Annotated in this window: 25 protein-coding genes and 1 tRNA gene; 10 read left to right on the forward strand and 16 right to left on the reverse strand. The window is 61.5% G+C overall.

The features are described 5' to 3' along the window. Positions 1-237 precede the first annotated feature (237 nt). Together fghA and AC0L3I_RS13825 are read left to right on the forward strand one after the other, a co-directional pair. Positions 238-1,092 (forward strand): S-formylglutathione hydrolase, encoded by an 855-nt coding sequence (gene fghA / locus AC0L3I_RS13820; RefSeq protein ID WP_473527231.1) that lies wholly within the window; start codon positions 238-240, stop codon positions 1,090-1,092. A gap of 109 nt (positions 1,093-1,201) precedes the next feature. Beyond that, positions 1,202-1,936 carry an FCD domain-containing protein gene (locus AC0L3I_RS13825; protein WP_419694515.1) on the forward strand — a complete coding sequence of 245 codons (735 nt, stop codon included), beginning with the start codon at positions 1,202-1,204 and terminating at the stop codon, positions 1,934-1,936. Between the two features lie 131 nt (positions 1,937-2,067). Here AC0L3I_RS13825 and AC0L3I_RS13830 read toward each other — a convergent pair whose 3' ends face one another. Further along, positions 2,068-2,655, reverse strand: a complete 588-nt coding sequence (locus AC0L3I_RS13830) for a YceI family protein (protein ID WP_077380229.1) — start codon at positions 2,653-2,655, stop codon at positions 2,068-2,070. Positions 2,656-2,702: 47 nt separating this feature from the next. Next, entirely contained in the window at positions 2,703-3,566 is an 864-nt protein-coding gene (locus tag AC0L3I_RS13835) for a hypothetical protein (RefSeq protein WP_473527232.1), read from the reverse strand. A gap of 264 nt (positions 3,567-3,830) precedes the next feature. Here AC0L3I_RS13835 and AC0L3I_RS13840 point away from each other — a divergent pair, with 264 nt between their 5' ends. After that, on the forward strand, positions 3,831-4,757 hold the full coding sequence (locus AC0L3I_RS13840) for an ABC transporter substrate-binding protein (RefSeq protein ID WP_473527233.1): 927 nt from the start codon (positions 3,831-3,833) through the stop codon (positions 4,755-4,757). A gap of 678 nt (positions 4,758-5,435) precedes the next feature. Here AC0L3I_RS13840 and AC0L3I_RS13845 read toward each other — a convergent pair. Next, a tRNA-Met gene (locus AC0L3I_RS13845) sits at positions 5,436-5,512 on the reverse strand. Between the two features lie 346 nt (positions 5,513-5,858). On the opposite strand from AC0L3I_RS13845, the gene AC0L3I_RS13850 reads away from it, so the two are divergent. Then, positions 5,859-6,824 (forward strand): Gfo/Idh/MocA family protein, encoded by a 966-nt coding sequence (locus AC0L3I_RS13850; RefSeq protein ID WP_095491711.1) that lies wholly within the window; start codon positions 5,859-5,861, stop codon positions 6,822-6,824. A gap of 48 nt (positions 6,825-6,872) precedes the next feature. Here AC0L3I_RS13850 and mnmA read toward each other — a convergent pair whose 3' ends face one another. After that, positions 6,873-8,063 (reverse strand): tRNA 2-thiouridine(34) synthase MnmA, encoded by a 1,191-nt coding sequence (gene mnmA, locus AC0L3I_RS13855; protein WP_473486852.1) that lies wholly within the window; start codon positions 8,061-8,063, stop codon positions 6,873-6,875. 273 nt (positions 8,064-8,336) lie between these two features. Here mnmA and sciP point away from each other — a divergent pair, with 273 nt between their 5' ends. Then, positions 8,337-8,612, forward strand: a complete 276-nt coding sequence (sciP, locus tag AC0L3I_RS13860; RefSeq protein ID WP_006203587.1) for a CtrA inhibitor SciP — start codon at positions 8,337-8,339, stop codon at positions 8,610-8,612. Between the two features lie 452 nt (positions 8,613-9,064). Here the strand turns inward: sciP and AC0L3I_RS13865 are convergent, their stop codons facing one another. Further along, positions 9,065-9,442: a flagellar export protein FliJ gene (locus AC0L3I_RS13865; protein ID WP_029349790.1), complete on the reverse strand. Its 378-nt coding sequence runs from the start codon at positions 9,440-9,442 to the stop codon at positions 9,065-9,067. A 451-nt stretch (positions 9,443-9,893) separates the two neighbouring features. Between AC0L3I_RS13865 and ctrA the strand changes: the two genes are divergently transcribed. Next, positions 9,894-10,589, forward strand: coding sequence for a response regulator transcription factor CtrA (gene ctrA, locus AC0L3I_RS13870; RefSeq protein ID WP_123149336.1), 696 nt, complete (start codon positions 9,894-9,896; stop codon positions 10,587-10,589). A gap of 118 nt (positions 10,590-10,707) precedes the next feature. Here the strand turns inward: ctrA and AC0L3I_RS13875 are convergent, their stop codons facing one another. Continuing rightward, the gene (locus AC0L3I_RS13875) at positions 10,708-11,076 is read right to left on the reverse strand and encodes a response regulator (RefSeq protein ID WP_473486851.1); all 369 of its coding nucleotides are present in this window, start codon (positions 11,074-11,076) and stop codon (positions 10,708-10,710) included. 247 nt (positions 11,077-11,323) lie between these two features. After that, a complete protein-coding gene (chpT, locus tag AC0L3I_RS13880) occupies positions 11,324-11,953 on the reverse strand; it encodes a histidine phosphotransferase ChpT (protein WP_473527234.1) in 630 nt (209 codons plus the stop codon). A gap of 447 nt (positions 11,954-12,400) precedes the next feature. On the opposite strand from chpT, the gene AC0L3I_RS13885 reads away from it, so the two are divergent. Beyond that, positions 12,401-12,940, forward strand: a complete 540-nt coding sequence (locus AC0L3I_RS13885) for a DUF1134 domain-containing protein (RefSeq protein WP_245319184.1) — start codon at positions 12,401-12,403, stop codon at positions 12,938-12,940. Positions 12,941-13,088: 148 nt separating this feature from the next. After that, positions 13,089-14,264 (forward strand): coiled-coil domain-containing protein, encoded by a 1,176-nt coding sequence (locus tag AC0L3I_RS13890; protein ID WP_473527235.1) that lies wholly within the window; start codon positions 13,089-13,091, stop codon positions 14,262-14,264. 16 nt (positions 14,265-14,280) lie between these two features. Here AC0L3I_RS13890 and AC0L3I_RS13895 read toward each other — a convergent pair whose 3' ends face one another. The 6 genes from AC0L3I_RS13895 to AC0L3I_RS13920 all read right to left on the reverse strand — a co-directional run bounded on the left by AC0L3I_RS13895 (position 14,281) and on the right by AC0L3I_RS13920 (position 19,192). Continuing rightward, a complete protein-coding gene (locus AC0L3I_RS13895; protein ID WP_473527236.1) occupies positions 14,281-15,084 on the reverse strand; it encodes a TrmH family RNA methyltransferase in 804 nt (267 codons plus the stop codon). A gap of 247 nt (positions 15,085-15,331) precedes the next feature. Beyond that, the gene (locus AC0L3I_RS13900; RefSeq protein ID WP_123149342.1) at positions 15,332-15,670 is read right to left on the reverse strand and encodes an ArsR/SmtB family transcription factor; all 339 of its coding nucleotides are present in this window, start codon (positions 15,668-15,670) and stop codon (positions 15,332-15,334) included. Between the two features lie 155 nt (positions 15,671-15,825). Beyond that, on the reverse strand, positions 15,826-16,605 hold the full coding sequence (locus tag AC0L3I_RS13905) for a HugZ family pyridoxamine 5'-phosphate oxidase (RefSeq protein ID WP_473527237.1): 780 nt from the start codon (positions 16,603-16,605) through the stop codon (positions 15,826-15,828). Positions 16,606-16,644: 39 nt separating this feature from the next. After that, positions 16,645-17,817, reverse strand: a complete 1,173-nt coding sequence (locus AC0L3I_RS13910; RefSeq protein WP_473527238.1) for a CaiB/BaiF CoA transferase family protein — start codon at positions 17,815-17,817, stop codon at positions 16,645-16,647. 6 nt (positions 17,818-17,823) lie between these two features. Beyond that, positions 17,824-18,585, reverse strand: a complete 762-nt coding sequence (locus tag AC0L3I_RS13915; RefSeq protein ID WP_473527239.1) for a 3-hydroxyacyl-CoA dehydrogenase — start codon at positions 18,583-18,585, stop codon at positions 17,824-17,826. A gap of 70 nt (positions 18,586-18,655) precedes the next feature. Continuing rightward, positions 18,656-19,192, reverse strand: coding sequence for a GNAT family N-acetyltransferase (locus tag AC0L3I_RS13920; protein WP_473527240.1), 537 nt, complete (start codon positions 19,190-19,192; stop codon positions 18,656-18,658). Between the two features lie 283 nt (positions 19,193-19,475). Here AC0L3I_RS13920 and AC0L3I_RS13925 point away from each other — a divergent pair, with 283 nt between their 5' ends. Continuing rightward, positions 19,476-20,465, forward strand: coding sequence for a glutathione S-transferase family protein (locus tag AC0L3I_RS13925; RefSeq protein WP_473527241.1), 990 nt, complete (start codon positions 19,476-19,478; stop codon positions 20,463-20,465). Position 20,466: 1 nt separating this feature from the next. Here AC0L3I_RS13925 and AC0L3I_RS13930 read toward each other — a convergent pair whose 3' ends face one another. After that, positions 20,467-20,967, reverse strand: coding sequence for an NUDIX domain-containing protein (locus tag AC0L3I_RS13930; protein WP_473527242.1), 501 nt, complete (start codon positions 20,965-20,967; stop codon positions 20,467-20,469). Positions 20,968-21,020: 53 nt separating this feature from the next. Between AC0L3I_RS13930 and AC0L3I_RS13935 the strand changes: the two genes are divergently transcribed. Continuing rightward, positions 21,021-21,935 (forward strand): metallophosphoesterase family protein, encoded by a 915-nt coding sequence (locus AC0L3I_RS13935; RefSeq protein ID WP_123149405.1) that lies wholly within the window; start codon positions 21,021-21,023, stop codon positions 21,933-21,935. Positions 21,936-22,147: 212 nt separating this feature from the next. On the opposite strand, the gene AC0L3I_RS13940 is transcribed toward AC0L3I_RS13935, so the two are convergent. Both AC0L3I_RS13940 and AC0L3I_RS13945 read right to left on the reverse strand, forming a co-directional pair. Continuing rightward, positions 22,148-22,771: a hypothetical protein gene (locus AC0L3I_RS13940; RefSeq protein WP_258122543.1), complete on the reverse strand. Its 624-nt coding sequence runs from the start codon at positions 22,769-22,771 to the stop codon at positions 22,148-22,150. 121 nt (positions 22,772-22,892) lie between these two features. Then, a complete protein-coding gene (locus tag AC0L3I_RS13945) occupies positions 22,893-23,714 on the reverse strand; it encodes an alpha/beta fold hydrolase (protein WP_473527243.1) in 822 nt (273 codons plus the stop codon). Positions 23,715-23,772 lie beyond the last annotated feature (58 nt).

The following is a 23,772-nucleotide window of genomic DNA, read 5'->3' on the forward strand; positions in this document are numbered from 1 at the left end:
TTTTTGCTCGGGGTTTGTGGTGGGTTCTCCCCCCCCCCCAAAAACCTAAAAAAAAAACAATCGTCTTTGCGCCCCCCCGCGGCCCCCCCGGGGGGGGGGCCCGCCATTCCGCGCGCCCCCACGCCAATCATCTGCTGGTGCCGCCCAATATCGGGCAACCTGATCCACCAGGGTTGCCGCGGCCGCGGCGGATGCCATAGATGGCTATCATTGGCGCCTAAAATTGGTGGAGACTACATGCCGGAACCCATGAAGACGATCTCCCAGGCAAAATCCCATGGCGGCGTGCAGGGCGTCTATTCGCACCTGTCGACAAGTTGCTCCTGCGACATGTCGTTTGCCGTTTTCGTGCCTCCACAGGCCCGGGAAACGCCTTGCCCGGTGGTGTGGTATTTGTCGGGACTGACCTGCACCCATCAAAATGTCATGGACAAGGGCGAATACAGGCGCATGGCCGCCGAACTGGGGCTGATCGTCGTCTGTCCGGACACCAGTCCGCGCGGCGCCGACATCCCAGATGAGAAGGACAATTGGCAGTTTGGCTGCGGCGCCGGCTTTTATCTCGATGCGACGCAGGAGCCTTATGCGGAGAACTACCGGATGTATTCCTACATCGTCGAGGAATTGCCGGCGTTGATCGCTGCGAATTTTCCGGCAGACATGTCGCGCCAAGCCATAACCGGCCATTCGATGGGCGGGCATGGTGCATTGACGATTGCCTTGAAGAACCCGGAGCGGTTCAGGAGTTGCTCGGCCTTCGCGCCGATCGTGCAGCCAGGCACAGCCGGCTGGTCGAGGCCGGCCCTCGAAAAATACCTCGGCATGGATGAAGCCGCGTGGCGGATCTACGACACCACATCGCTCATTGAGGATGGGCACCGCTTTCAGGAATTTCTCGTCGACCAGGGGACATCGGACGGGTTCCTGAATGACGGGCTAAGGCCCTGGCTCCTGGAGGGGGCCTGCGCCAAGGCCGGCATTCCGCTGACACTGCGCATGCAGGATGGATACGACCATTCCTATTTCTTCATTTCGAGCTTCATGGACGACCATCTGCGCTGGCATGCCCAGAGGTTGTTGCTTAACGGCTGAGACCCAACACGCCCGCCCTGGCCGGTATCGCGCCACTTCGACGCGACAGGTTTGATTATTTCGAAAATCCGCAGTAATCTCCGCGATAATTCAATACGGAGTCGTATGCATGGGTAACACCCTCAAGCCCGCCGGAGAGACACGCGCCGGGGATGTGTTGGCGCGCATGCGGAGCGACATCATCAGCTGTGCCTTGAAACCGGGAACCAAGCTGCGCTTCGAGACGCTGAGGGAGTTGTATGAAGTCAGCTTCTCCACTCTGCGCGAGGCCCTGTCGCGGCTGGTGGCCGAAGGCCTGGTTGTGGCGGAGGGGCAGCGCGGGTTCCTGGTCGCGCCAGTCTCGCTGTTTGATCTCAACGATCTGACGGATGTCCGTGTGCTCGTTGAACGGCAGTGCATCAAGCTGGCAATCGATCGTGGCGACGATCGCTGGGAGGCGGACATCATGGCCGCCTTCCATCGAATGGATCGCCTGCAAAGCCGGCTTGGTGCGAGCTACTATCTCTCCGACGAATGGGCCACGTTGCACAGTGCGTTCCACCTGTCGCTGGTCGCGGCATGCGGTTCGCCGAATCTGCTCGAGATCCGGCAGAAGCTCTTTGAGCGCGCCCACCGCTACCGCAGGATGTCCTCGCAGTTTCGCCCGCAATGGCGCGCAAAGGACGTCGAGCACAAGATGATCATGGATAGGGTCATCGCCCGCGACACGGCCACGGCGCAGGATCTGGTCGACCGGCATATCCGCGAGACGACCGAGAACGTCATTGCTCATGCAAGCCACCTTTTCGCGCAAGGTGGGACGGCCGATGCCTTCAGGCGTCCGGATCCCGTGGCCGCAGAGTAGGCCGCGGCAAGTTTCACTTGGCGCAATCCGTGGGTGATGGTGGCCGAATCTGCCTGAACGAACGCTGCCGATGGGATCCGCTTCCATCGAGCCATCCGGCAGGCGACAGCCTGCCGGATGGTCACCGTGAGTTATGAACGGGCACGCCCTTCAACCTGAATCACGAGGCTCACGTCGTCGCCGATCATTCCGAGCGCGGCCTTCATGCCGAAGTCGCTGCGTTTGATCGAAGTTCGCGCACTGAAGCCGACGACGTGGCTCTTGTCCCACGGGTTCTCGCCTTCCTTGTTGAAGGTGACGTCCAGCGTGGCCGGCTTTGTCACCCCTGCGATCGTGAGATCGCCCGTGATCGTTCCGGATTTGGCATCGACCGCCTTGAATTCCCGCCCGACAAAGGTGATCTGCGGGAACTCGGTTGCATTGAACCAGTCGGCGCCCTGGATGTCGCTATCGCGCTGGCTGTTGTTGGTCGAGATGCCGGCAACTTTCACCGCAACGTCGAGGCTGCTGTCAGCCGGGTGGGCGGCGTCGAACGCGAACGTGCCCGAGAACTCCTTCGCCGTTCCGATCACTTGCGAGAAACCGAGATGGTCGATGAAGAAAGCGATGCCCGAATGCACGGGATCGATTTCGAAAGTCCCGGCCGCGGCTGTTTCGGCGGCTAGCGGCAACCAGGCGATCGTGGCGGCAAGCAAGGTGGTCCGCAGTAGTTTCGACATAGGTGTAACTTCCTCCCTAAACTGGTTTCCGACAGTTCTCTTCCGGGTCATACCGGGAAGCTCGAGCCATACCGCGCGATCACAATCGCCAGGGATGCGCCGACTGGCAGCAGGCAAATCCCGACAAATGCGGCGAGGCGGACGGCTTTGTTCGTGACGTGGATCCGGCGCAAAACCGGATCGACGATAAACGGCGCGACAAAGATCAATGACAGCACGGCCAGCGCTGGCATGTCGGTCTTGCGCGTGATCAGCGTGACGGTCTGCGCGACCGCTATCATGCCACCTGCTCCTCCCAAGAGGGATGCGGAGCGGAATCCGAAATCCGGATTTGAGATATTGGTGGCGACAATGGCCGCTAGGGCGGCTGCGAAAAGCAGGCTGAGCTGAAAGCTCGAGGACGATGCCCCCAATAGCGCGATCGGCGCGAAACCGACGCATGCGATGCCGAGCGAGACGACGCGCCTTGTGCCGGATTCGTCCGCGGCCCGGTCTGTTCCACCGGAAAGGCCATGCATTACCAGCAGGCCCCATAACGCGGCCACCGCCACTTCCGGGAGCGCATCGGGCAGCCGAGCCGCTCCTATATAGGCGGCGGACGCGATCGGCTGGGCAAGGACAAGTGCGCGACCCGGCATGCCACGGCCTGCGGCCTCGGCCAGGACACCGAGCGCCGTTCCAATCACGGAGACTAAAAAGACCTTATTGACCGCACCTACTGGCGGGAAAGACGGCACCTTGTTGTAGGCCAGCCAGTAAGCGACGAGGAAGGAAGCGGGCACCAGGAGGTCCGTCCAGAGCTTCCCGGCGCGAAACCAGCGCAGCAGCCCAGCTGCCACAAGCGCGAGCAAACCAGCCGTAACCATGCCGAGGAACATCGCTTCCTGTGGTGATCGCGCCAGGCCGCTCATGTCAGCTGTTCCGCAGCGCGTCGACCTGTCGGCTGCTGATATCGGCGACATTCTTGGTGGGGCGCATGTTTCCTCCTTCGGCTCGATGTTGCATCAGCCCAGTCCGTCGTTCGGCATATTGACATACCGTATGTTTTTTAGATACTAGATGGTATCTCAAATTATTATGCGTCTGTCAATGTCCCACGGCATCACGGCCGTAGAACCGAACCGCATCTCGCCAGACAGAGGCCGGCGCCGGAAGTTTCAACGGAGGATATCGCCATGACTGACCAGGAATCTGCCGGCCTCGCCGATCTTCGGCTCGCGGGCGGCGCGCAGGGGTTCAACTGGCTTCCTGTCTTCGTCGCCGATGAACAGGGCCTTTTCGAAAAGCACGGCATCCAGATCGACTACAAGCGCATGGGCAGCGTCGAAAAGGCGACCGCGGCCGTTCTCGACGGCGAAGCGGATCTGGCGATTACGCCGCCGGAAGGCGCCGTTGCCGACTTCGTCAGGGGAGGAGAGCTGCGTATCGTGGCAGCCAACGCCGTGCGCCTGCCGATGTCGATCGTGGCGCGTCCGGGCATCGGCTCGCTTGCCGAGCTGAGGGGCAAGAAAGTCGGCACGTCCTCGCTGACGGAGGGCACCGCGATCTACACGCAGATCATGCTGGCCGCGGCAGGGCTGCACTACCCCGGCGACTATGAGTTTGCCCTGGCCGGCATTCACACCAAGCGGTGGGAGGCGCTGCAGGCAGGCGAAATCGACTGCGCTCCGCAGCCCGCACCTTGGAATTTCCTCGCGCAGGACAAGGGCTACAATCTGCTCGGGGAAGTCAGCGCCGCAATCCCCGAGATCGTCTTCACCGCTGTCATCGGCAAGGCATCCTGGCTCGCAGCGAACCGCGATCTCGTGATCCGCTTCCTCAAGGCGCTGATCGAGGCGCATTCGGTCACGAATGAAGCGGCCAACCATGGCATCACCCTGCCGATCTTCCAGCGCATTACCACACCCGAAAGCGAATCCCTGGCGCGACGGGGCCTGGAATATATGCGTGGCATGGGCATGTGGCCGCAGGGCCTGGCCGTGCCAGACAAGGCGCTCAAGACGACGATCGACCTGATGGTCAGGGCGAACCTGCTCGACAAGTCGAAGTGCGATGCTGCCGAAGGCGTCTTCGAAAGGCGCTATCTGGAAGGCGCCGCCTGATCACCAGCGGCCGGCGAATCTTCGATCGGCGGGTTCATCGTGAACGCCACACACATGAAGAAGCTGCCGGTGTGGCGTGGGCTTCGGCAAAGTTCACCTCAGAACAATGCGGCGCCCCCGTCCTGCGAGTGTGTCTTCCAGCGCAACCATCCGCCGCGGTGCCGGCATGGCGCTCGCTTCACGCGGTGAGAAGCCGTGCGGAAAGCCAAGCAATCCTCCCAAACGAGCGCCAGCTAAGCTGGCTGGGATCCGGTCCGGTCGTGGGCCTGGGAGGACACAGTCCAGAGCTTGGAAACTCATTCAGATTCCGATAGGTATCCAAAAACCAATTTGAATGTGAATGTCCTGTTCCCCTGGAAAGTGCGTCAACTAGCTGGCAGTCTGCTGCGCACGGGTCTCGCCAGACCCGAAGGATTGACGCCGGCGCCTGGAATGCAAGGTCGAGGTGTCCCTTTTCGACCGGCAGGCGCACGATGTTGTCTTGTATCGTGAAGCCCTTGCTGATCGGATCGAGCGCGCTTTCAGGGAGGAGTAAAACGCGTGCTGCTCTTCCTCGACTCTGAAATCACCTGGCGCGTGGAAAACGAGGGCGCCACGTTGAAATTATTGATCAATTTCAATTGGAAGCGCTACCATTGTGCATAGATTTTTTTGCTATTTCAATGGTTTAAGGAGTTTTGGTAGCGGGAGAGGGACTTGAACCCCCGACCCCAGGATTATGATTCCCGTGCTCTAACCAACTGAGCTACCCCGCCAGGGCGGCGAAAGGTCCGAAATCCGCCTTAAATCAGAAGGCATGTCGAAGCGTTCGCCAAGGTCGGGCGGATATAAGGTTGGGACGCCAAGCCTGTCAAGCATCGATGCAGCCGGCATGCCGGCACATTCCATCGGATCGTGCTTTCCGAAAATCGGAATCGATCTTCCGGAACGATGCGAAGCTTCACGGACTTGAGACGCGTACTTTGTGTGTCCAGGCGGACGCACATCGCTCTAATGGCCGGAAAGCTTTGCCGGGCAGATAATCGGGCACAGAAATGCCGGGGTTGAGTTCGGCGGGGCGCGCCGCTATGTCTCGGCCACGAAATTCTAGAGTTGGGATTGATGAAACCGCGCATTGCAGTCCTCGGTTGCGGATACTGGGGCAGCAACCACATCCGCACCCTCAAGGCGCTCGGCGCGCTGCACGCGGTCTCGGACGTCAACCCTGCCCGCGCCGAAGGCTTCGCCAGTGAGCAGGATTGCCTGGCGATCGAGCCGGAGGCGCTGTTTGTCCGCAGCGACGTCGATGCCATCGTCATGGCGCTGCCGCCGCAGTTCCATGCCGACATGGCGGTGCGCGCCGTCCAGGGCGGCAAGGACGTGCTGGTGGAGAAGCCGATCGCGCTGACGGTGGCGGATGCCGAGCGCTCGGTGAAGGCGGCGGCCGACAATGGCCGCGTCTTCATGGTCGGCCATGTACTGCGCTTTCATCCAGCCTTCGAGACGTTGAAAGCGCTGATCGACAATGGCGAGCTCGGCGAGGTCCGCTATATCCATTCGCACCGGCTCGGGCTCGGCAAGTTCCACACCGAGAACGATGCGCTGTGGGACCTTGCGCCGCACGATCTGTCGATGATCCTCGCCATCACCGGCACGGAACCGATCGAGGTGCGCGGCGAGGGGGCAGCGCTCCTCGACAATCTTAGCGATTTCGCGCATCTGCACATGCGCTTTCCCAACGGTCTGCGCAGCCATCTCTTCGCGTCGCGGCTCAACCCTTACCGCGAGCGGCGGCTGACCGTGGTCGGCACCAAGGCGATGGCGGTGTTCGACGATGTCGAGCCGTGGGAGCGCAAGCTCGCCGTCTACCGCCACGCGGTGTGGCAAGACAGCGGCCAATGGGCCTTCACCACCAACGAGCCGTCCTATGTGGCGGTGGGCGAGGGCATGCCGCTGACGCGAGAGCTCGAGCATTTCATCCAGTGCATCGAGACGCGGGCAGAACCGCGCACCAGTGGCGAGGAAGCCATCAGGGTGCTGCGTATCCTGACCGCTGGCACGGTTACCCACACTGGATCGTCTTCCTGAGAGAAAGTGCCGCTGTGTTAGAGCCTGATCATCCCGATAGGATCGGGATCATTCCGCGGGAATCTGCGCCGGGCGGGCTGCCAGCCGCGTCAGCATCGCCTCGGCCTCGGCGCCACGCTCGGAACGCTCGATAAAGCCGCCGCCGAACACGCGGGCCTGGTTGCCGTCGTCGGAATAGAGCACGCAGGCCTGGCCGGGCGCGATGCCGGACTCGCCGTCGACCAGTTCCACCGAAGTGATGCCGGCGTTGTGATGCAGCACGGCCGGGCGCGGCGGGCGTGTCGAGCGGACCTTCGCGAAAAGCTCCAGCCCGGCCGCCGGGATGTCGGACAGCGCAGCGTCGCCCAGCCAGTTCATGTCGCGCAAATAGATCTTGTGCGTCTCCAGCGCCTCGCGCGGGCCAACGACGACGCGGGCTCGATCGGCGTCGAGATGGACGACGTAGAGCGGCTCGCCCGAGGCGACGCCGATGCCGCGGCGCTGACCGATCGTGTAGCGCAAAATGCCTTCATGGCGGCCGAGTACGCGGCCGTCGATATGGACGATGTCGCCCGGATTGGCAGCAGTCGGCTTCAGCTTGGCGATGATGTCGGAATATTTGCCCTGTGGCACGAAGCAGATGTCCTGGCTGTCCTGCTTGGCAGCGACCGTCAGCCCCATTTCCTCGGCGATGGCGCGAACCTGCGGCTTCGACAGGCCGCCAAGCGGAAAGCGCAGATAATCGATCTGCGCCTGCGTGGTGGCGAACAGGAAATAGCTCTGGTCGCGCTCCGCGTCGACCGGCCGGTACAGTGCGCGATGGGCGCCGTTGGCGCCGGAGCGGATGTAATGGCCGGTGGCCAGCGCGTCGGCGCCGAGCTCCTTGGCGGTCGCCAGAAGGTCGGCGAATTTCACCGTCTGGTTGCAGGAAACGCAAGGGATCGGCGTTTCGCCGGCCACATAGCTCTCGGCGAAGGGGTCGATCACCGCCTTGCGGAAGCGCTCCTCGTAATTGAGCACATAGTGCGGAATGCCGAGCGTCTCGGAGACGCGGCGGGCATCGTCGATGTCCTGGCCGGCGCAGCATGAGCCGGCCCGGTGCGTTGCCGCGCCATGGTCGTAGAGCTGCAGCGTGACGCCGACGACATCATAGCCTTCGCGCTTCAAAAGACCGGCAACGACCGACGAGTCGACGCCGCCCGACATGGCGACAACGACGCGGGTGTTTTCGGGACGTCCGGGAAGGTCGAGGCTGTTCATGGTTCTTTCGTTCTGCACGGCGCCCTGGATGAGGGCGCTTGAATGCCAATGGCCGGAATATAGGTCAAGCTTTCCGGGCGCGCCAGCTTCGCGATCCGGCCGTTTTTTTTGAACGGATTCGGCGCTCGCGGGCAGATATCTCAAATGCCGACGAAAAGACTAACGCGGCGTTCATGATCCTTACCTAGCTATTAGGGTTCGCTTAGGCAATTTTTAAAGCTGTGGCGGTAATGTGGTGGGGATTGGGTCTTTGAGTTTTTAGTAGAGAGTACGATGACCGATCTTGTTAGACCACGCGTCAAATATGTTATCGGGCCTGACGGCAGCCCCCTTACGATTGCCGATCTGCCGCCGACGAACACACGTCGCTGGGTTATCCGGCGCAAGGCGGAAGTGGTGGCGGCTGTACGGGGTGGGCTTTTGAGCCTCGAAGAGGCATGCCAGCGCTACAAGCTGACCACCGAGGAATTCCTGTCCTGGCAGGCGTCGATCGACGAATATGGCCTTGCCGGCCTGCGCACGACGCGTATCCAGCAATATCGGCATTAAGGCTGGTTCAAGGAAGTCAAAAGGCGCGACAATCCGCGCCCTTTTTGCTTTGCCGCAACGGTTCTCTCTGCTTCAGACGGTCAGCACCACCTGCCGATCGGCCGAGAAAGGCATGAGCGGCGCCTGCTTCTTCGAGCGGGTCTTTGCCACAGGGACGACAAGCTTTTTCGCGTCGACCTTGCCACGTTCCACAAGCCGGCGCGGTCGGGCCCGACTGACATCCGCTCGACGCGCCGAACTCGGCCAGAACCGGTGGGCTGCTCAATCAGATAAGGTCCTGGCCGTAACCGCCTGCGCCCGACATCAGGGATGCCCGGATGCGGGCGTCGCGGAACATGAAGGGGATTTGGTAGCGCAGGCCTGAAACTGGCGGCTGCTCGACCAATGAGCGGCGACGTTCCAGATGAGCAACGCCCTGATCGCTGGGTGTTGACCGGCTTAAAGCCTTGTTTTCAGCCGATCATGGCGCTGCGGCCGCCGGTCTCGGCGTCGCGGATCTTGGTGTCGCGCGATTCGAGCATTTCCGCTTTGGAAAGCTCCGCTTCGGCTTCGCCGAGCAGTGATTCGGCAACGCTTCGCTGCTGGGCGAGGTCGCTTTGCGAGTTTCTGAGATTGTCGCGGCGCAGGCGCGCTGCCTTGGCGAAGGTCGGATAGGCAAAATGGTTGATGTCGGTGATGCCGGCTTTCTTTTCTTCGGCAGTGATCTGGAGCTCCAGTTCGACAGCCATGCGCTCGAATTCAGCGATCATCATGTCGAGTTGCAGCAATTGCCGCCGCTTCTCATTCACCTGGAACTGCTTCAGCCGAACGAGGTTTTCACGTGACTTCATGATTCGGTACTCCTGGAAACGCACACCTGCACATATCGTCCAATCCACCTGGCAAACCGCAGGCTTCACCCGTTTCCACCGACTTTACAGGAACTATGGGAAACAAATTCCTAAAGTTTTTTGCCGGCGGTAACCATTCGTTTACGGGCATTGTTAATCATAGGGCTCAGGACTTAAGGCCGGGTAAAAATTCCGGCTCTCGATGCGGAAGCACGGCCAGCGAGTCCAAAGAGTCACTTAGTCTGGCTTATTAATGTTTTGCATTAGCGGTTTGGTTCTGTGATTCACTATTAGATTCAACAAGGTGTAGAAAGGGGTTAAAAAATCTGATACCGTCAGCGGCACGGAATTAGGTTTTGTTAACCATTCGATGGCAGCCTCTGCTCAGGCAATCACTGCTCCGGTCCTGGACGGGTCGTGAAATGGTCCGGCAGCAGAAAAGGGGAATGAAATGCGTGTTCTGCTGATAGAAGATGACAGTGCAACCGCACAAAGCATCGAGCTGATGCTGAAATCGGAAAGTTTCAACGTCTATACGACCGATCTTGGCGAAGAAGGTGTCGATCTAGGCAAGCTCTACGACTACGATATCATCCTTCTCGACCTCAATCTCCCCGACATGTCGGGATACGAGGTCTTGAGAACACTTCGCCTTTCCAAAGTGAAGACGCCGATCCTTATCCTCTCCGGCATGGCCGGCATCGAGGACAAGGTACGCGGCCTCGGCTTCGGCGCAGACGACTATATGACCAAGCCGTTCCACAAGGACGAACTGGTCGCCCGCATCCACGCTATCGTGCGGCGCTCCAAGGGCCATGCCCAGTCGGTCATCACCACCGGCGACCTGGTGGTCAATCTCGATGCCAAGACCGTTGAGGTCGGTGGCCAGCGCGTGCATCTGACCGGCAAGGAATACCAGATGCTGGAGCTGCTCTCGCTGCGCAAGGGCACTACGCTCACCAAGGAAATGTTCCTCAACCACCTTTACGGCGGCATGGACGAACCGGAACTGAAGATTATCGACGTCTTCATCTGCAAGCTGCGCAAGAAGCTCGACCACGCTTCCGGCGGCCAGAATTACATCGAGACGGTTTGGGGTCGCGGCTATGTGCTGCGCGAGCCGGAAGATATCCGCGTCAGCGCCTGAGCTGACGACGCCGATCCGATCGATTTTCCGACAAAATCCGGCTTCGGCCGGACTTTTGCGTTTGTATCGCAGACATGGAGCGCCAATTTCCGGGGGCGATGCGCCAGGGATCGGCGAATCAGGCTGCAATTCTCAAGGTGCGGAAGCATTCGAGAAGTTGCGGCCGATTGAACGGCTTCAGCAGATAGCCTTGAGCGCCGGCGCGCTTTGCCCGCATGATCGAAGCGACGTCGACCTCAACCAGCGAAATCAGGATCTGGGGCTGTATCGGACTTTCCATGGCGCGTATGCGGCGGATGACGTCCTCCGCCTGCATGTCCGGCAAGGCGCCGTCGACGACGATGATATCCGGCATGTCGGCAGTGCACATCTCGACCGCGTCAAACCCGCTGGCAGCTTCGATGACCAGCATGTCGGAACCACCCAGGATGCGCTTTGCGACCTTCCTGATGACGCTCGAATCGTCGATGAACATGCAGCGTTTCATTTCCGGTCCCTCTTTGCCATGCGGCAATCCGGCAGCGTCGCGGTACTGAAAGGCACGGTAGGATCAATCCGGTAAAGAAGCTGAAAAGCCGATAGGTAAAATTTTTGCAAGAACAGCTTTTACGGAAACTTCTTGACCAATGCTTCGGCCGAACTAGCCTGGAAGGCTCGCTTCATTCGACCGTGAGGGGGTAGTAAATATTGTCTAAAACCTCTTATCTGTTCTTTTCAATCATTTCTTAGTAACTTCAAGCAGCCGATAGTACGATTTCTTCTGCGGTTGCGCGGATCGATATCGTCATGTTCGCCTCGCGCGCCAGAAGCAACGTGTAGTAGGGCTGCACCGAATGCGCGTCGATCGGTTCTTCAGGCCTGTTGCCGGAATGGAGCTCCAGGAATTTGGGCGGCACGCGCAGCATCGGACCGCTCGCGGCGAGCGCAAAGCGGGGTTCTGTGTCGAGGTTTTCAAGCGTAACGGTAAGCTTACCGCCACGCGGAATGGCGGCGTTGGCGACGAGAATGAGATTGAGCAGCAACTTTACCTTGTTCTTGGGCAGCAGCGCACGGGTTCCGTTCCAGACCAGTTCCGGCTTCTCGTTCCTCAAAAAGGCGATCGCAACGGCCTCGGCGTCCCCCGTGTCGATCATCATGCCGGCAGAACCGGCTGCGCCGAAGGCGATGCGGGCGAATTGCAGGCGGGCCGAAGCGTTTCTGGCGCTCTGCCGAATCAATTTCATGGCATCTTCGTCGGCGCCGCCTTCGTCGAGCAGCTCAAGCCCGTTGTTTATGGCGCCGACCGGCGAAATGATGTCGTGGCAGACCCGGCTGCACAAAAGCGCTGCGAGATCGGGTGCGGAAAGGGTGAAAAGCTCGGCCATCGGCGAAAGTCCCTGCAAAATTTCACTGGAATGGCCGCGCGATAAATGATCACGCCTGCCAACACGAATCACGCTCTCTCCAAGGCCTTGAATACACAGCGCCTGAGCGTGCAGCAACAAATCCGGAATTGTCGTTATCGAAAATGGTGTGTTCACGCAGGGTGCGGATACTGCGGGGCGACGCGAAATCAGCTCGAAACCAGCCTTCTAACCGCCATCTTCATGTGAAAGCTTAATGGTTGAAAAAGGATTACGGCATAGTTTGCCCATAACAGTCATCCTTAGCGGCCGCCAAAGAGCCGCACGGATGTGAGGCGTCGGCGAAAGTGCTCCCTGACGGAGATTGGAAGCATGTTTTCCCGATACTACGACCGGAGTTTTTTCCGTGTCACCTCTGACCGGATTTTCCGTGTCATCTCTGACCGGAGTTTCTTCCGTGTCCTCTCAATGGCGATCGCTCTCATGGGCCTTGTCATCGTCTTTTCGACCTCGCCTTCGCGGGCCCAGGAATACACCGCTCAGGAGATCGTCGATTCCGGTCATAAATTCTTCGGCGCGACGTCGGGCGGGCTCGCCACCGTCGTCGAGAAGATTTTCGCCTCCTACGGCCTGCCCAATGGCTATTTGCTTGGCGAGGAGGGCTCGGGCGCGCTGATCGGTGGCCTGACCTATGGCGAAGGCACGCTCTACACCAAGAACGCCGGCGATCACAAAGTGTTCTGGCAGGGCCCGTCGCTCGGCTGGGATTTTGGCGGCGAGGGCTCGCGGGTGATGATGCTGGTCTATAATCTCGACGACGTGAACAGCCTCTACAATCGTTTCGGCGGCGTTGCCGGCTCGGCCTATCTCGTGGCTGGCGTCGGCTTCAACGTGATGAAGAACAACAATGTGCTGCTGGTGCCGATCCGCACCGGCGTCGGCGCCCGGCTTGGCGTCAATCTCGGTTATCTGAAGCTTACCCAGCGCGCCACCTGGAATCCATTCTGAGCAAGCGGTTGCCTCGCCGTCTCGACTGGCTCCAAGGTCGACGATCTGAACATTGCTGCGGCAGACCCTTGCCGCAGCGCTGGAATTCCGTCATGCGAACGTGGCACAGTCGCTTACGGTTGTTTGCCGTCCATAACGGATAGTCACCTTGGTTCAGTCGGTCCTGTTCTTTGTCCTCGGCTTTCTCTGCGCCGGCTTTGTGGCGCTGATGATTGCCCCGGCCATCTGGCGGCGGGCCGTGATGCTGACGCGCAAACGCGTCGAGGGCTCGATGCCGCTGACGCTGGCCGAGATCCAGGCGGAGAAGGATCGCATCCGCGCCGAGTTCGCCATGTCGACGCGCCGGCTCGAGATGAGCGTCAAGTCGCTGCGCGAGAAATCGGCCGAACAGCTTGTCGAGATCAGCCGCGGCCGCGAGGCACTGAAGGAGCTGGCGCTCGAGCGGAAGGACAAGAAACAGGCCGTTTCCGAACTCGAGGCCAAGGGCGAAGACCTTCGGCAGCGCGAAGACCAGTTGCAGCTTTTGTCAGATCGACTTGCTCAAACCGAGCATGCCCTGGAAAAGCGTGTGCTCGAGCTGAAAAAACTGGAGCACATGTATGACGACGCCAGCTTTTCTTCGAGCAGCCGTCAGATCGAACTTGTGGCGCGCGAGTCCGAACTGCAAAAGCTGGCCGACGACATTTCGGTGCTGCGTGGCCAGCGCAAGGAGGCGGACAGGCGCCAACAGGAGATCGCGGCCGAGAGCAAGGCCGCACGAGACGCGTTGAAGGCCGAGAAGAAAAGGACCGGCGAACTGGACAAGAAGGTCGAGCGCCTGCTCGCCACGCTTGCCGATCGCGAGGACAAGCTTGACCGCCGCGACAAGGAAATCGCGCGGCTTCGCGAAAAGTCGAAAAGCGAACGCGTGGAAAACGCCTCCGCGGTGCGTTTCGTCGGAGTGCAAGGCAGTCAGGCCGATGCGGCCGTCAAGGACGACACCCAAAAAGCCATCGCCAAGCTCGACAACGACCGCGAGCGGTTGGAGGCGAGGCTGACGGAACTGGCCCGCGAGAACAAGAAACTGAAAACGGATCTTGCCGCCTTCGAGGCATCCAAATCCGAAGGCGGCGACGATGCGCGCCGCGCCAGCGCTGCATTGCGTGAGCAGATGAGCGACCTGGCGGCGCAAGTCGTCGCCCTGACGGCGAAGCTCGACGGGCCGGAGTCGCCGATCGCAAAGGCTCTTGCGGCACCCAACCCACCGGGAAGCGGCGAACGCAGCCTTGCCGATCGCGTGCGGGCGCTGCAGAGGCCGAATCGGCGCATTGAGCCCAGGCAGTGATGCTGTCTTCTGCGGCTCAGGTCCTGCTTGCCGAAAAATGATGTAGGGCGATGGCTGACGCGGCGGCGACATTCAGGCTGTCGAAACCTTCTGCCATATCGATCCGCACCGTCCGCAGGCGGGCGAGCAGACTTTCGGGCAGGCCTTCGCCTTCGGTGCCGAGATAGAGCGCCAGCCGTTCAGTCCCTTTCGCATCGCGGATGCCGGTTTGGCCGCGTGGCGACAAAGCGAACTGGCCGAAGCCCAGCCGGTCGAGCGCCGCGGTGAAGCCGATGGTCTCAGTGAAGGAGGCGAAGGGAACTTTCAGCGCGGCGCCGACCGAGACGCGGATCGCCTTGCGGTACAGCGGATCGCAGCAGGTCGCGTCCAGAAACACCGCATCGGCGCCGAAGGCGGCGGCGTTGCGAAAGATCGAGCCCATATTGTCATGGTTAGCGATGCCGACCAGCACGACGATCAACGCGCGGGCGGGCAAGGTGTCAAGCAAGGCCTCTGCAGGCTGCGCCGCGCCCTTGCGGCCGATCGCCAATATGCCGCGATGCATGTGAAAGCCGGCAATCCTGTCCATGACCTCGCTGGCCGCGACGTAGACCGGAAGGTCCGCGGGTGCCTTGCGCAGGGTTCCGTCGAGGCCTGCCAGCCGGTTTTCGAGTACCAGCACCGATTCGGCCGAAAAGCGTTTGGCCGCGAGCAGCATTTCGAGCACCACCTTGCCTTCGGCGACGAAGCGGCCCTGCCGGCCGGCAAGATCGCGCTCGCGGATGTCGAGATAGGCGGCGACGCGCGGGTCTTGCGGGTCTTCGATACGAATGGGGCGCATGCTTGCCTCGGCGGACACGCATCGCCCCGAAAATCGCAGTGGGTTTTCGGACAGCTCGATGCGTGGATCCAAAGTACTTCCTGCGTCCAAGTGGACGCAAGTCGCTCTAAGAACCGTCAGCGAGGTAGGGGGTGCTTGGGCCGGTTCTTGTTGTTATGTATGTCGTTATCCCAAAACCGCTTCGCACCCTCGGGTCAAGCCCTGGGTCAAGCCCAAGGGCAGGCTTTGGGCGACATGCATTGGCCGATCAAGTCCCGGAGCGACGCAGGCGGTACGCCATCTGCGACAACTCACCTTCGCCGAAAATCCCGTCCAGCGTGTTGAGAAGTTCGCGCACGGCATCGGATTTGCAGGAATAGTAGATCATCTGCCGGTCGCGCCGGGTCTCGACGAGATCGAGCGCCCGCAGTTTGGCCAGATGCTGGGACAGGGCGGATTGGCTGAGCAGAACCTTCTCGGCGATAGCACCGACCGACATTTCACCGTCGGCCAAATAGTTCATGATCAACAGTCGTTTCTCGTTGCCCATCAGCGTCAGAAACGCAGCCGCTGATTCGGCATTGGCGATTAGCTTTTTCGAGACCATCGATCCCCCACACCTTCCTGCTCATCCGGCGCTATGGGGGCAATAGCGTCTGATTCCATAGACTCACTCGCGAATGTGCGCTGGCGATTCAACGCTACCGAGAAAGGGTAGAACATTTCACTCAAACCTCAAGACTTGCTTTCGATCCGACACGATTAACTGTCGGACTGTGTTTCGTCTGCAACTCGGCCGGTCTTTGCCATGTCGACCAGAACATGCCTGAGCTCACGCGCCGCCCTCAGTGGCTCGGGGAAGAAGACCCGGCAGACATCGTCGCCCAATGCCAGGTCCATGCCGTCGGCGTCGAAGCCGGTGATGACCCAGCCGTCGCCTGCGGCCTTGGCGAAATGGCGCGCGTAGACGGCAATTGCGTCGCTATGGTCGGCATTCATATGGTCGAGGGCGGATTGTTCACCAGCGGCAAGGTCTTCGACGATCGGAGCGGTCGTGACCAGATCGGTGCGCTCGAGCAAGTAGGCCTTGCCGAAGCCGGCGTTGAGACTGGCCCGCTCCGGCTCGAGGCGGAAGATCGAGAAGTCGCCAAGTCCGACATAGAGCTTCGCTTTGGGGTTGCGGTTGAGATAGCGCCGTTCGGCGCGGGCATGCTCGCCGGACCCGCGCTCAAGCCGTGCTGCCCGACAGACGAGCGTCAACCGCGGGTGCGCCAGCGGGTCGCCCCTGCCGGGCTCGCCGACAAGCAGCGAACAGCGCGGGTCGGCAAGGATCGCGCCGGTATGGGCGGACAGCATCGATACAAGGATCATCGGCGCGCCGTCGATATCGGTGGCGACACCAACCCTGCTGGCCAGCGGCGAACCGGTCCCGGGCTCGATCACCGCCAGCGCGCCGAAACGGGCGCTGCGGATCAGCGTCTTTGCCAGCCTGATCGCTTCGGCGTCGGTCTCGCGGATCACGTCCTTTTTTCGGTCGGCCAAAATCCACACCGTCTTAAGCTGATTTTTATTCTCCGGTAATCAACCTATCACACCGGATTTGACAAGGGCCTCAGTTTCGCTTTCCGAAAGGCCGAAGCGTGCCAGCACGGTCGCCGCCTGACAATGGTGATCGGCCGGCATGGCGGCAAGCGTCGGCCGGGAGCGCGAAAAGCGCGGGGCCGGGGCGGGGCGTTCAAGCGCACCCGACGTCACAAAGGCGTTGCGAGCGCGATTGTGCGGATGATCCCTGGCTTCCCGCAACGACAGAACCGGTGCAACGCAAGCATCGGTCGCAGCAAAGAGACGGTCCCAGTCGTCCCGTGTCTTCTGCCCGACCCGATTGACAATGGCAGCGCGCATCTGCGGCCACAAATTCCTGTCGTATTGGCCGTGCACAAAACGCTTGTCGAGCGGCAGCAGTCTTGCGAATTCAGCGAAGAACCGGGGTTCAAGGCAGCCGACGGCGACGTGGCGTGCGTCCGCCGTCTCATAGGTATCGTAGAAGGGCGCGCCGGAATCGAGCAGGTTCGCGCCGCGCGTGTCACTCCACAGGCCCGCCGCCATCAAGGCGTGCACAGGTGTCGCCAGCATCGAAGCGCCCTCGATCATCGCGGCATCGATCACCTGGCCCCTACCGGAGCGCGAACGCTCAAACAGGGCGGCCAGTGCGCCGGCAACCAGCATCACGGCGCCGCCGCCATAGTCGGCGACGAGGTTGAGCGGTGGGACTGGCCGGCTTCCTTCCTGGCCGATGGCGTGCAGCACACCCGAATAGGCGAGGTAGGTGATGTCGTGGCCGGCACGACCCGATAGCGGTCCGTCCTGGCCGAACCCCGTCATGCGGCCGTAGATCAGCGCCGGGTTACGCGCCAATGCCGCATCCGGCCCGAGACCAAACCGCTCCATGACATCGGGACGAAACCCTTCGACCAGAATGTCGGCCTTTTCGGCAAGGCGCAGCACCAGTTCGGCGCCTTCCCAGCGCCTTAGGTCAAGCCGCAGGATGGAGCGGCCGTGACGGTCGATGTCGTATTCATCCGGTAGCGACAGGAACGGCTGGGTCGACCCAATCCGCTCGATGCGCAGCACCTCGGCTCCCATCTCCGACAGCATCAGGCCGGCCAGCGGCACCGGTCCAATCCCGGCCATCTCGATCACCGTCAGGCCGGCGAGCGGGCCGGTCTTCGCCTGCGGCGAGACTTCGGCACTCATGATCGGCTACTTCGGCGCCATGCGGATGGCGCCGTCGAGGCGGATGGTCTCGCCGTTGAGCATCTGGTTTTCGACGATGTGCAGCACAAGGGCCGCATATTCGGAAGGCTCGCCGAGACGGGACGGGAAGGGCACCGCGGCGCCCAACGAATCCTGCACCTCTTGCGGCATGCCTGATATCATCGGCGTCTTGAAGATGCCGGGCGCGATGGTGCAGACGCGAATGCCCGACCGGGCAAGATCGCGCGCCACCGGCAGCGTCATGCCGACGACGCCGCCCTTGGAGGCTGAATAGGCGGCCTGGCCGATTTGACCGTCATAGGCGGCGACCGATGCCGTGTTGACGATGACGCCGCGCTCGCCGCCCTCCAGCGGCTCAAGCTTTGCGGCGCGGTCGGCGACGAGGCGGATCATATTGAAGGTGCCAATCAGATTGACCTCGATCACTTTGCGGTATTGGTCGAGCGGGTGCGGACCGTCCTTGCCGATCGTCTTCATACCGATGGCGATGCCGGCGCAATTCACCAGGATACGAGGTTCGCCGAGCTTTTTTGCCACTTCCGCCACGCAAGCAGCACCGCCGTCGGCGCTGCTTACGTCGCATTGGACGGCGATGCCGCCGATATCGGCCGCAATCTTCGCCGCACGCTCGATGCCGAGGTCGAGGATGGCAACGCTGGCGCCCTTCGCGGCCAGTGCGCGCGCCGTCGCTTCGCCGAGGCCGGAGCCGCCGCCGGTGACGATCGCAATCTGGCCGTTCGGGTTCATGCCGGCGTCCTCCATCCTGCCGGGCACATGCTACGAAGCCCGACGGGAAGGCGCAACAGCATCGGGAGGGTCACGCCATCGCGGCGATGTGCGCGGTAATCCTTGCCTGATCGGCGTGGCAAACCTCCCCCACCAGCGTTGCGACCGCGCCCGGCACGATTTCATGCGACAAAAGCCGGTCGAGATCGACCGGGCGCGGCATGGAGATTTGCCCACGCGGGATTCTCTTGAAGCCGAGCGGGCCGTAATAGGGCTCGTCGCCGACAAGCACCACCGCCGGCATGCCGGCCTTGGCGGCGGCTTCCAGCGCGATCGCCACCAGCCGGCGGCCGATGCCGAGGTTCTTGAAGGCCGGCCGTACGGCAAGCGGTCCGAGCATCAGCGCGCGGCCGGCGCCGGCCGCGATGCGCGTCATGCGCACCGAGGCGACAACGATATCGCCATCGACGGCCACGAAGGACAAAGCGCGTTCATGCGGGCCGCCCTCACGGATCTTGTAGGCGCCCAGCACGAAACGGCCCGGCCCGAAGGCTTCGTCGTTAATGGATTCGATTTCGGGGTCATGCGCCGGAGTTTCCGGCAGGTATTTCACGTCGGCAAGGCTCATGGTCTTTGCGTTCCGGTATACGGGAAAGGTTTGCTGCAAACGGCAGCGTTCGCCAGTCAGCGCTTCATCAAGCGCGGGCGCCCTTTCGTCGTCGGTCGAACCGGATCAAAGCAATGTCGAACATGCGGATTTTCCGCTAGCACCAATCTTCAGCCACTGCAATCGGCCGTTTCCACTGGCGCCCTTCGTTTGCTGCCCTGGCGATTGACGAACTGTTCAACGCCTGGCGATTTCCGCATCGTCTGTATGTGCCTACATCCCTATGAAGACGAAAGGACATCGCATGGGATTGCTTGTCGACGGCAAATGGCAGGACCGCGGGTACGACACCAAGGGCAGCGACGGCGAGTTCGTGCGGGCACAGTCGCAATGGCGCGACTGGGTCACCGTTGACGGTACGCCGGCCGAAGGCCGCAAGCGCGGCTTCAAGGCCGAGCCGGGCCGCTACCATCTCTATGTCTCGCTTGCCTGTCCCTGGGCGCACCGGACGCTGATCTTTCGAGCACTGAAGAAACTCGAGGACGTGATTTCCGTCTCGGTCGTCCATCATTTCATGGGCGCCAACGGCTGGACCTTCCTGGCCGAGGACGGCGCCACCGGAGACACGCTCTACGGTTTCGATTTCCTGCATCAGATCTACACCAAGGCCGATCCCGCCTATTCCGGCCGCGTGACGGTGCCGGTCCTGTGGGACAGGCGAGAACAAACAATCGTCTCCAATGAGTCCTCCGAGATCATCCGGATGCTCAATTCAGCCTTCGACAAATGGGGCGACGCCAGCCTCGATTTCTATCCGAAAGCACTGCGCGGCGAAATCGACGCAGTCAATGCGCTGGTCTATCCCTCAGTCAACAACGGCGTCTACCGCGCCGGCTTCGCCACGACGCAAGCGGCCTATGAGAAAGCGTTTGGCGAACTGTTCTCGGCGCTCGATAAACTCGAGGATCGCCTATCTCGCCAGCGTTATCTCGTCGGTGACCGCATCACCGAGGCCGATTGGCGGCTGTTCACCACGCTGGTCCGCTTCGACCCGGTCTATGTCGGCCATTTCAAGTGCAACCTGCGCCGCATCGCCGACTATCCGAACCTGTCGAACTATCTGCGCGATCTCTATCAGGTCCCGGGCGTCGCTGGCACGGTGAGCCTGCACCACATCAAGGCGCACTATTACGGCAGCCACGAAACGATCAACCCGACGCACATCGTGCCGGTCGGACCGGAACTGGACTACGCCGCGCCGCATGACCGCAATCGGTTCAGGAAGGCGGCGTGACCTACCAGTAGGGCGACGCCGCCGCGCCGCCAAAAATCTCGCCAATCCGTCGCAACGTGGCCTGCGTCGTTCCGTCCGGCAGGCGGTCGAGCGGAAAGAAACCGGCTGCGGCGATCTCGCGGTCCGGCAGCTTCGGCGCCGTCTGATTGAACTGCTCGACCAAATAGAGCCCGACATGGTCGCGGCGGCTGGCCCGACGGTTGAAATGCATCGATCTCAGCAACGGCGGCGCGGTCAATGCAATATTGCCCTCCTCCGAGAGCTCGCGCGCCAGCGCCTCGATCATCGTCTCGCCCAGCTCGACGCCACCGCCGGGAAGCTGCCAGCCCGGTACATAGGTGTGGCGAATGAGGAAGACGGAATTGGACGTGCGGTCGTGGATCAAGCCGCGCACCCCGAGCGTCATCGGCCGCCGCAGCACGAAATACAGATGAAACAGCCTTGCCCTGAGACCCGGCCAGCCGACCTGGCGGAAAGCTTGCTCCGGATCGGGCCGCGTCACCACCCACGAAACCGTGGGTGGAAAGCAGCGCGCGCGTCGCTTATGAAGAGAGGATGTTCAGGCTCGCGCATATTTCCGATATCCATCTGGGACCGCTTCCCGGTGTAACCTATCGCGATCTCGCCTCCAAGCGCGTGGTCGGTTACGTCAACTGGCAGCGCAACCGCCGCCGCCATATGCGCGATGCCGTCATCGACACGATCGTCGCCGATATCAAGGCGAGCGCACCGGATCACCTTGCTGTCACCGGCGATCTGGTCAATCTGGCGCTCGATGGCGAGATCGAGATGGGCAAGCACTGGCTGGAGACACTGGGTTCTCCCGATGATGTGTCGGTCGTTCCAGGAAACCACGACGCCTATGTGCCTGGCGCCTTCGACAAGGCCTGCCGGTCGTGGACGGCATGGATGACCGGCGACGGCGTCAATACGCCGATCGACCGCGACGCCTTTCCGTATCTGCGCGTGCGTGGCAACGTCGCGCTGATCGGTGTGACGACGGCGCGGGCCACGGCTCCGTTCATGGCCAACGGCTTCTTTCTGGAAGACCAGGCGGAAAGGCTGCGCGAAGTGCTCGATGCTACGGCCAAGCGCGGACTGTTCCGGGTGATCATGATCCACCATCCGCCAGTGCGTGGCGCCGTTTCGCAGCCCAAGCGGCTGTTCGGCATTGCCCGCTTCCACAAGGTCGTTCAGCGGCACGGGGCCGAGCTTGTGCTGCACGGCCATTCGCACGAGCCGACGCTGTTTTCCATCAATGGGCGCGGCGCCAAAATTCCAGTGGTCGGCGTCGCCGCCGCAGGGCAGGCGCCAGGCGGCAGGCGGCCGGCGGCGCAATATAATCTGTTGGAGATCGATGGCGAAAAGGACAATTGGCGGATCAGGCTGACGCGACGTGGCCTGACCGGGCCGGCCATCCCGCCTTCCGATCTGGAGATTCTGGAGCTTGGCGCGGACGCTATGGCCTGAAGCGCGTCGTGTTCGATCGGCCTCGCGCGACGCGCTTCAGGTTGTTGTTTTATACATGTCGTTATCGCAAAACCGCTGCGCACTTTTGCGCGACATGCATTAGAGCCTGTTCCATCCGATAGAATTGGGATGGAGCTCTATCTTTTTGTTTGACCATGATCTTTTCCGAAAACCGGTTTCCACTTTTCGCTACGCGGACCTTCGGTTCAGGATCATGGTCCAAAGCTCAGTCCCATCGCAACAAGGCGGTCCCAGAACAACACGATCGATACAGCCAGCCCGACCAGGGCGCCTGCGGCGATCAGGCCGAGACCCGAGAGAAACGCCGACCAACGCTTGCCGCGCGGGACGGATCGCAGTGGCGGCTCGGCTTCCGGGACCAAGGCACGCTTCAGGCCGGCGACAGCCTGCTCGACCCCGCCTTCCATCATTCTCTGGCGTTCGACGACGCGCTCCGCGACGTAGCGCGTCACTTGATCGGCAACCGGTTTCATCTCGGTTGATTCGGCGAGCACCACCCGGCCGATGCGCGTATCCCTGAGGAAGCGATAGGTGCGGCGGTCGCGCCCCATGGCGACATGGCTGACGGCGTCGATCCAGAGGCGCGGCTGCAGCCCGGACGAGACGGCGAAGTCGAAATTGTCCATGTCGGCGGGCACGTCGGCGAAGATGGGCGCGAGTTCGGCGGCAAGCAATTCCAGCCGCATGCGATGCGCCTCGCGCATGTCGACCACGACGTCGTCGCGGTCGGCGAAGGCGTTTTTCACGTCGCGAATGGCGTCGGACAGTTTTCGCGACTGATCGATCTGGGTTATGTTCTCGCCTGCATCCTTCATCGGCGTTTGCCTCGCGGGTTTGGTTAACACCGAATTAACACAGCCGTCGGCAAAATGCACTTGCGAGATCGACAGGCCTTTAAGCGGCTTACCAGACAAAACCCGGCCCGAAGCCGTGCCCTCAGTCTTTGGCAGGGAGGGATCGATTCGCCGCGGCGGATTTTGGACGAAGCGGCCTGGCGCGACGTTTCATGTTGCGGCGGACGATCTCGGCGATCAGGCCGGGCGCTTTCTCGACCAGCATATGGCCGGCCTCCAACACGTGGTGCAGGTGGAAATGCGCCGGCAGACCATCGGCCTGTGTGAAGGGCAGCACCGCGTCGTCTGTCCCCCAAACCACCATCACCGGCATGGTGAGCGTTTCGAGCCGTTCGCGCGGGATGACGCCCTGCCGATCACCCTTGGTCATGACAGCCGCGATCTCGACAAGTTTCTGCAACTGGCCGGGACGCGCACGCATTTCGCCAAGCACATCCACGATGCGCTCCGAGGGCAGGCTTTGCGGTCCGGACATGGCGGCGAGGCAGGCGCGAAGTTCGCTCTTGCCGGCAGCGGCGGCGTAACGGCGCAACAGCGGGCCATTGATCTCAGTCCCAAAACCGCCCGGCGCCAGAAGCGTCAGCGACGCTATCCTTTCGGGCTCGGCCAATGCCATCAGCACTGCCGCCGCTCCGCCCATCGAGTGGCCGACGAGATGCACCCTCCTAATTCTGCGTGCGGCGAGATCTGCAAGAACGGCCCGGGCGGCCGCCTTGGCCGGACCGCCACCCGGAAAATCGAGGGATAGCCCATGGCCCGGAAGATCATAGGCCAGCGTCCGTGAACCAAGTGCCAGTATCGAAATCACCTCATGCCAGTCGTCGTGGCAACCGCCGAAGCCATGCAGGAAGACAACCGTCTTCGGACCGGCGCCCCGTTCGGCAGCGTAAAGGGATGAAATCATGCAATTTTATGGTTTTATTGCAAAATCAACAGGATGCGAAATTCCAGATTGTGGCTGG

The sequence above is a fragment of the Mesorhizobium sp. WSM4840 genome, assembly GCF_055811755.1.

Coding starts and splice junctions, on each gene's coding strand:
- AC0L3I_RS13875 (WP_473486851.1), bottom strand. CDS start 11,076: ATGAAACGCTGCATGTTCATCGACGATTCGAGCGTCATCAGGAAGGTC.
- AC0L3I_RS13830 (WP_077380229.1), bottom strand. CDS start 2,655: ATGTCGAAACTACTGCGGACCACCTTGCTTGCCGCCACGATCGCCTGG.
- AC0L3I_RS13885 (WP_245319184.1), top strand. CDS start 12,401: ATGGCGATCGCTCTCATGGGCCTTGTCATCGTCTTTTCGACCTCGCCT.
- fghA (WP_473527231.1), top strand. CDS start 238: ATGCCGGAACCCATGAAGACGATCTCCCAGGCAAAATCCCATGGCGGC.
- AC0L3I_RS13910 (WP_473527238.1), bottom strand. CDS start 17,817: ATGAGTGCCGAAGTCTCGCCGCAGGCGAAGACCGGCCCGCTCGCCGGC.
- AC0L3I_RS13895 (WP_473527236.1), bottom strand. CDS start 15,084: ATGCGCCCCATTCGTATCGAAGACCCGCAAGACCCGCGCGTCGCCGCC.
- AC0L3I_RS13945 (WP_473527243.1), bottom strand. CDS start 23,714: ATGATTTCATCCCTTTACGCTGCCGAACGGGGCGCCGGTCCGAAGACG.
- AC0L3I_RS13840 (WP_473527233.1), top strand. CDS start 3,831: ATGACTGACCAGGAATCTGCCGGCCTCGCCGATCTTCGGCTCGCGGGC.
- AC0L3I_RS13825 (WP_419694515.1), top strand. CDS start 1,202: ATGGGTAACACCCTCAAGCCCGCCGGAGAGACACGCGCCGGGGATGTG.
- AC0L3I_RS13925 (WP_473527241.1), top strand. CDS start 19,476: ATGGGATTGCTTGTCGACGGCAAATGGCAGGACCGCGGGTACGACACC.
- sciP (WP_006203587.1), top strand. CDS start 8,337: ATGACCGATCTTGTTAGACCACGCGTCAAATATGTTATCGGGCCTGAC.
- AC0L3I_RS13850 (WP_095491711.1), top strand. CDS start 5,859: ATGAAACCGCGCATTGCAGTCCTCGGTTGCGGATACTGGGGCAGCAAC.
- AC0L3I_RS13915 (WP_473527239.1), bottom strand. CDS start 18,585: ATGAACCCGAACGGCCAGATTGCGATCGTCACCGGCGGCGGCTCCGGC.
- AC0L3I_RS13935 (WP_123149405.1), top strand. CDS start 21,021: ATGTTCAGGCTCGCGCATATTTCCGATATCCATCTGGGACCGCTTCCC.
- AC0L3I_RS13900 (WP_123149342.1), bottom strand. CDS start 15,670: ATGGTCTCGAAAAAGCTAATCGCCAATGCCGAATCAGCGGCTGCGTTT.
- chpT (WP_473527234.1), bottom strand. CDS start 11,953: ATGGCCGAGCTTTTCACCCTTTCCGCACCCGATCTCGCAGCGCTTTTG.
- AC0L3I_RS13940 (WP_258122543.1), bottom strand. CDS start 22,771: ATGAAGGATGCAGGCGAGAACATAACCCAGATCGATCAGTCGCGAAAA.
- mnmA (WP_473486852.1), bottom strand. CDS start 8,063: ATGAACAGCCTCGACCTTCCCGGACGTCCCGAAAACACCCGCGTCGTT.
- AC0L3I_RS13920 (WP_473527240.1), bottom strand. CDS start 19,192: ATGAGCCTTGCCGACGTGAAATACCTGCCGGAAACTCCGGCGCATGAC.
- AC0L3I_RS13835 (WP_473527232.1), bottom strand. CDS start 3,566: ATGAGCGGCCTGGCGCGATCACCACAGGAAGCGATGTTCCTCGGCATG.
- AC0L3I_RS13865 (WP_029349790.1), bottom strand. CDS start 9,442: ATGAAGTCACGTGAAAACCTCGTTCGGCTGAAGCAGTTCCAGGTGAAT.
- ctrA (WP_123149336.1), top strand. CDS start 9,894: ATGCGTGTTCTGCTGATAGAAGATGACAGTGCAACCGCACAAAGCATC.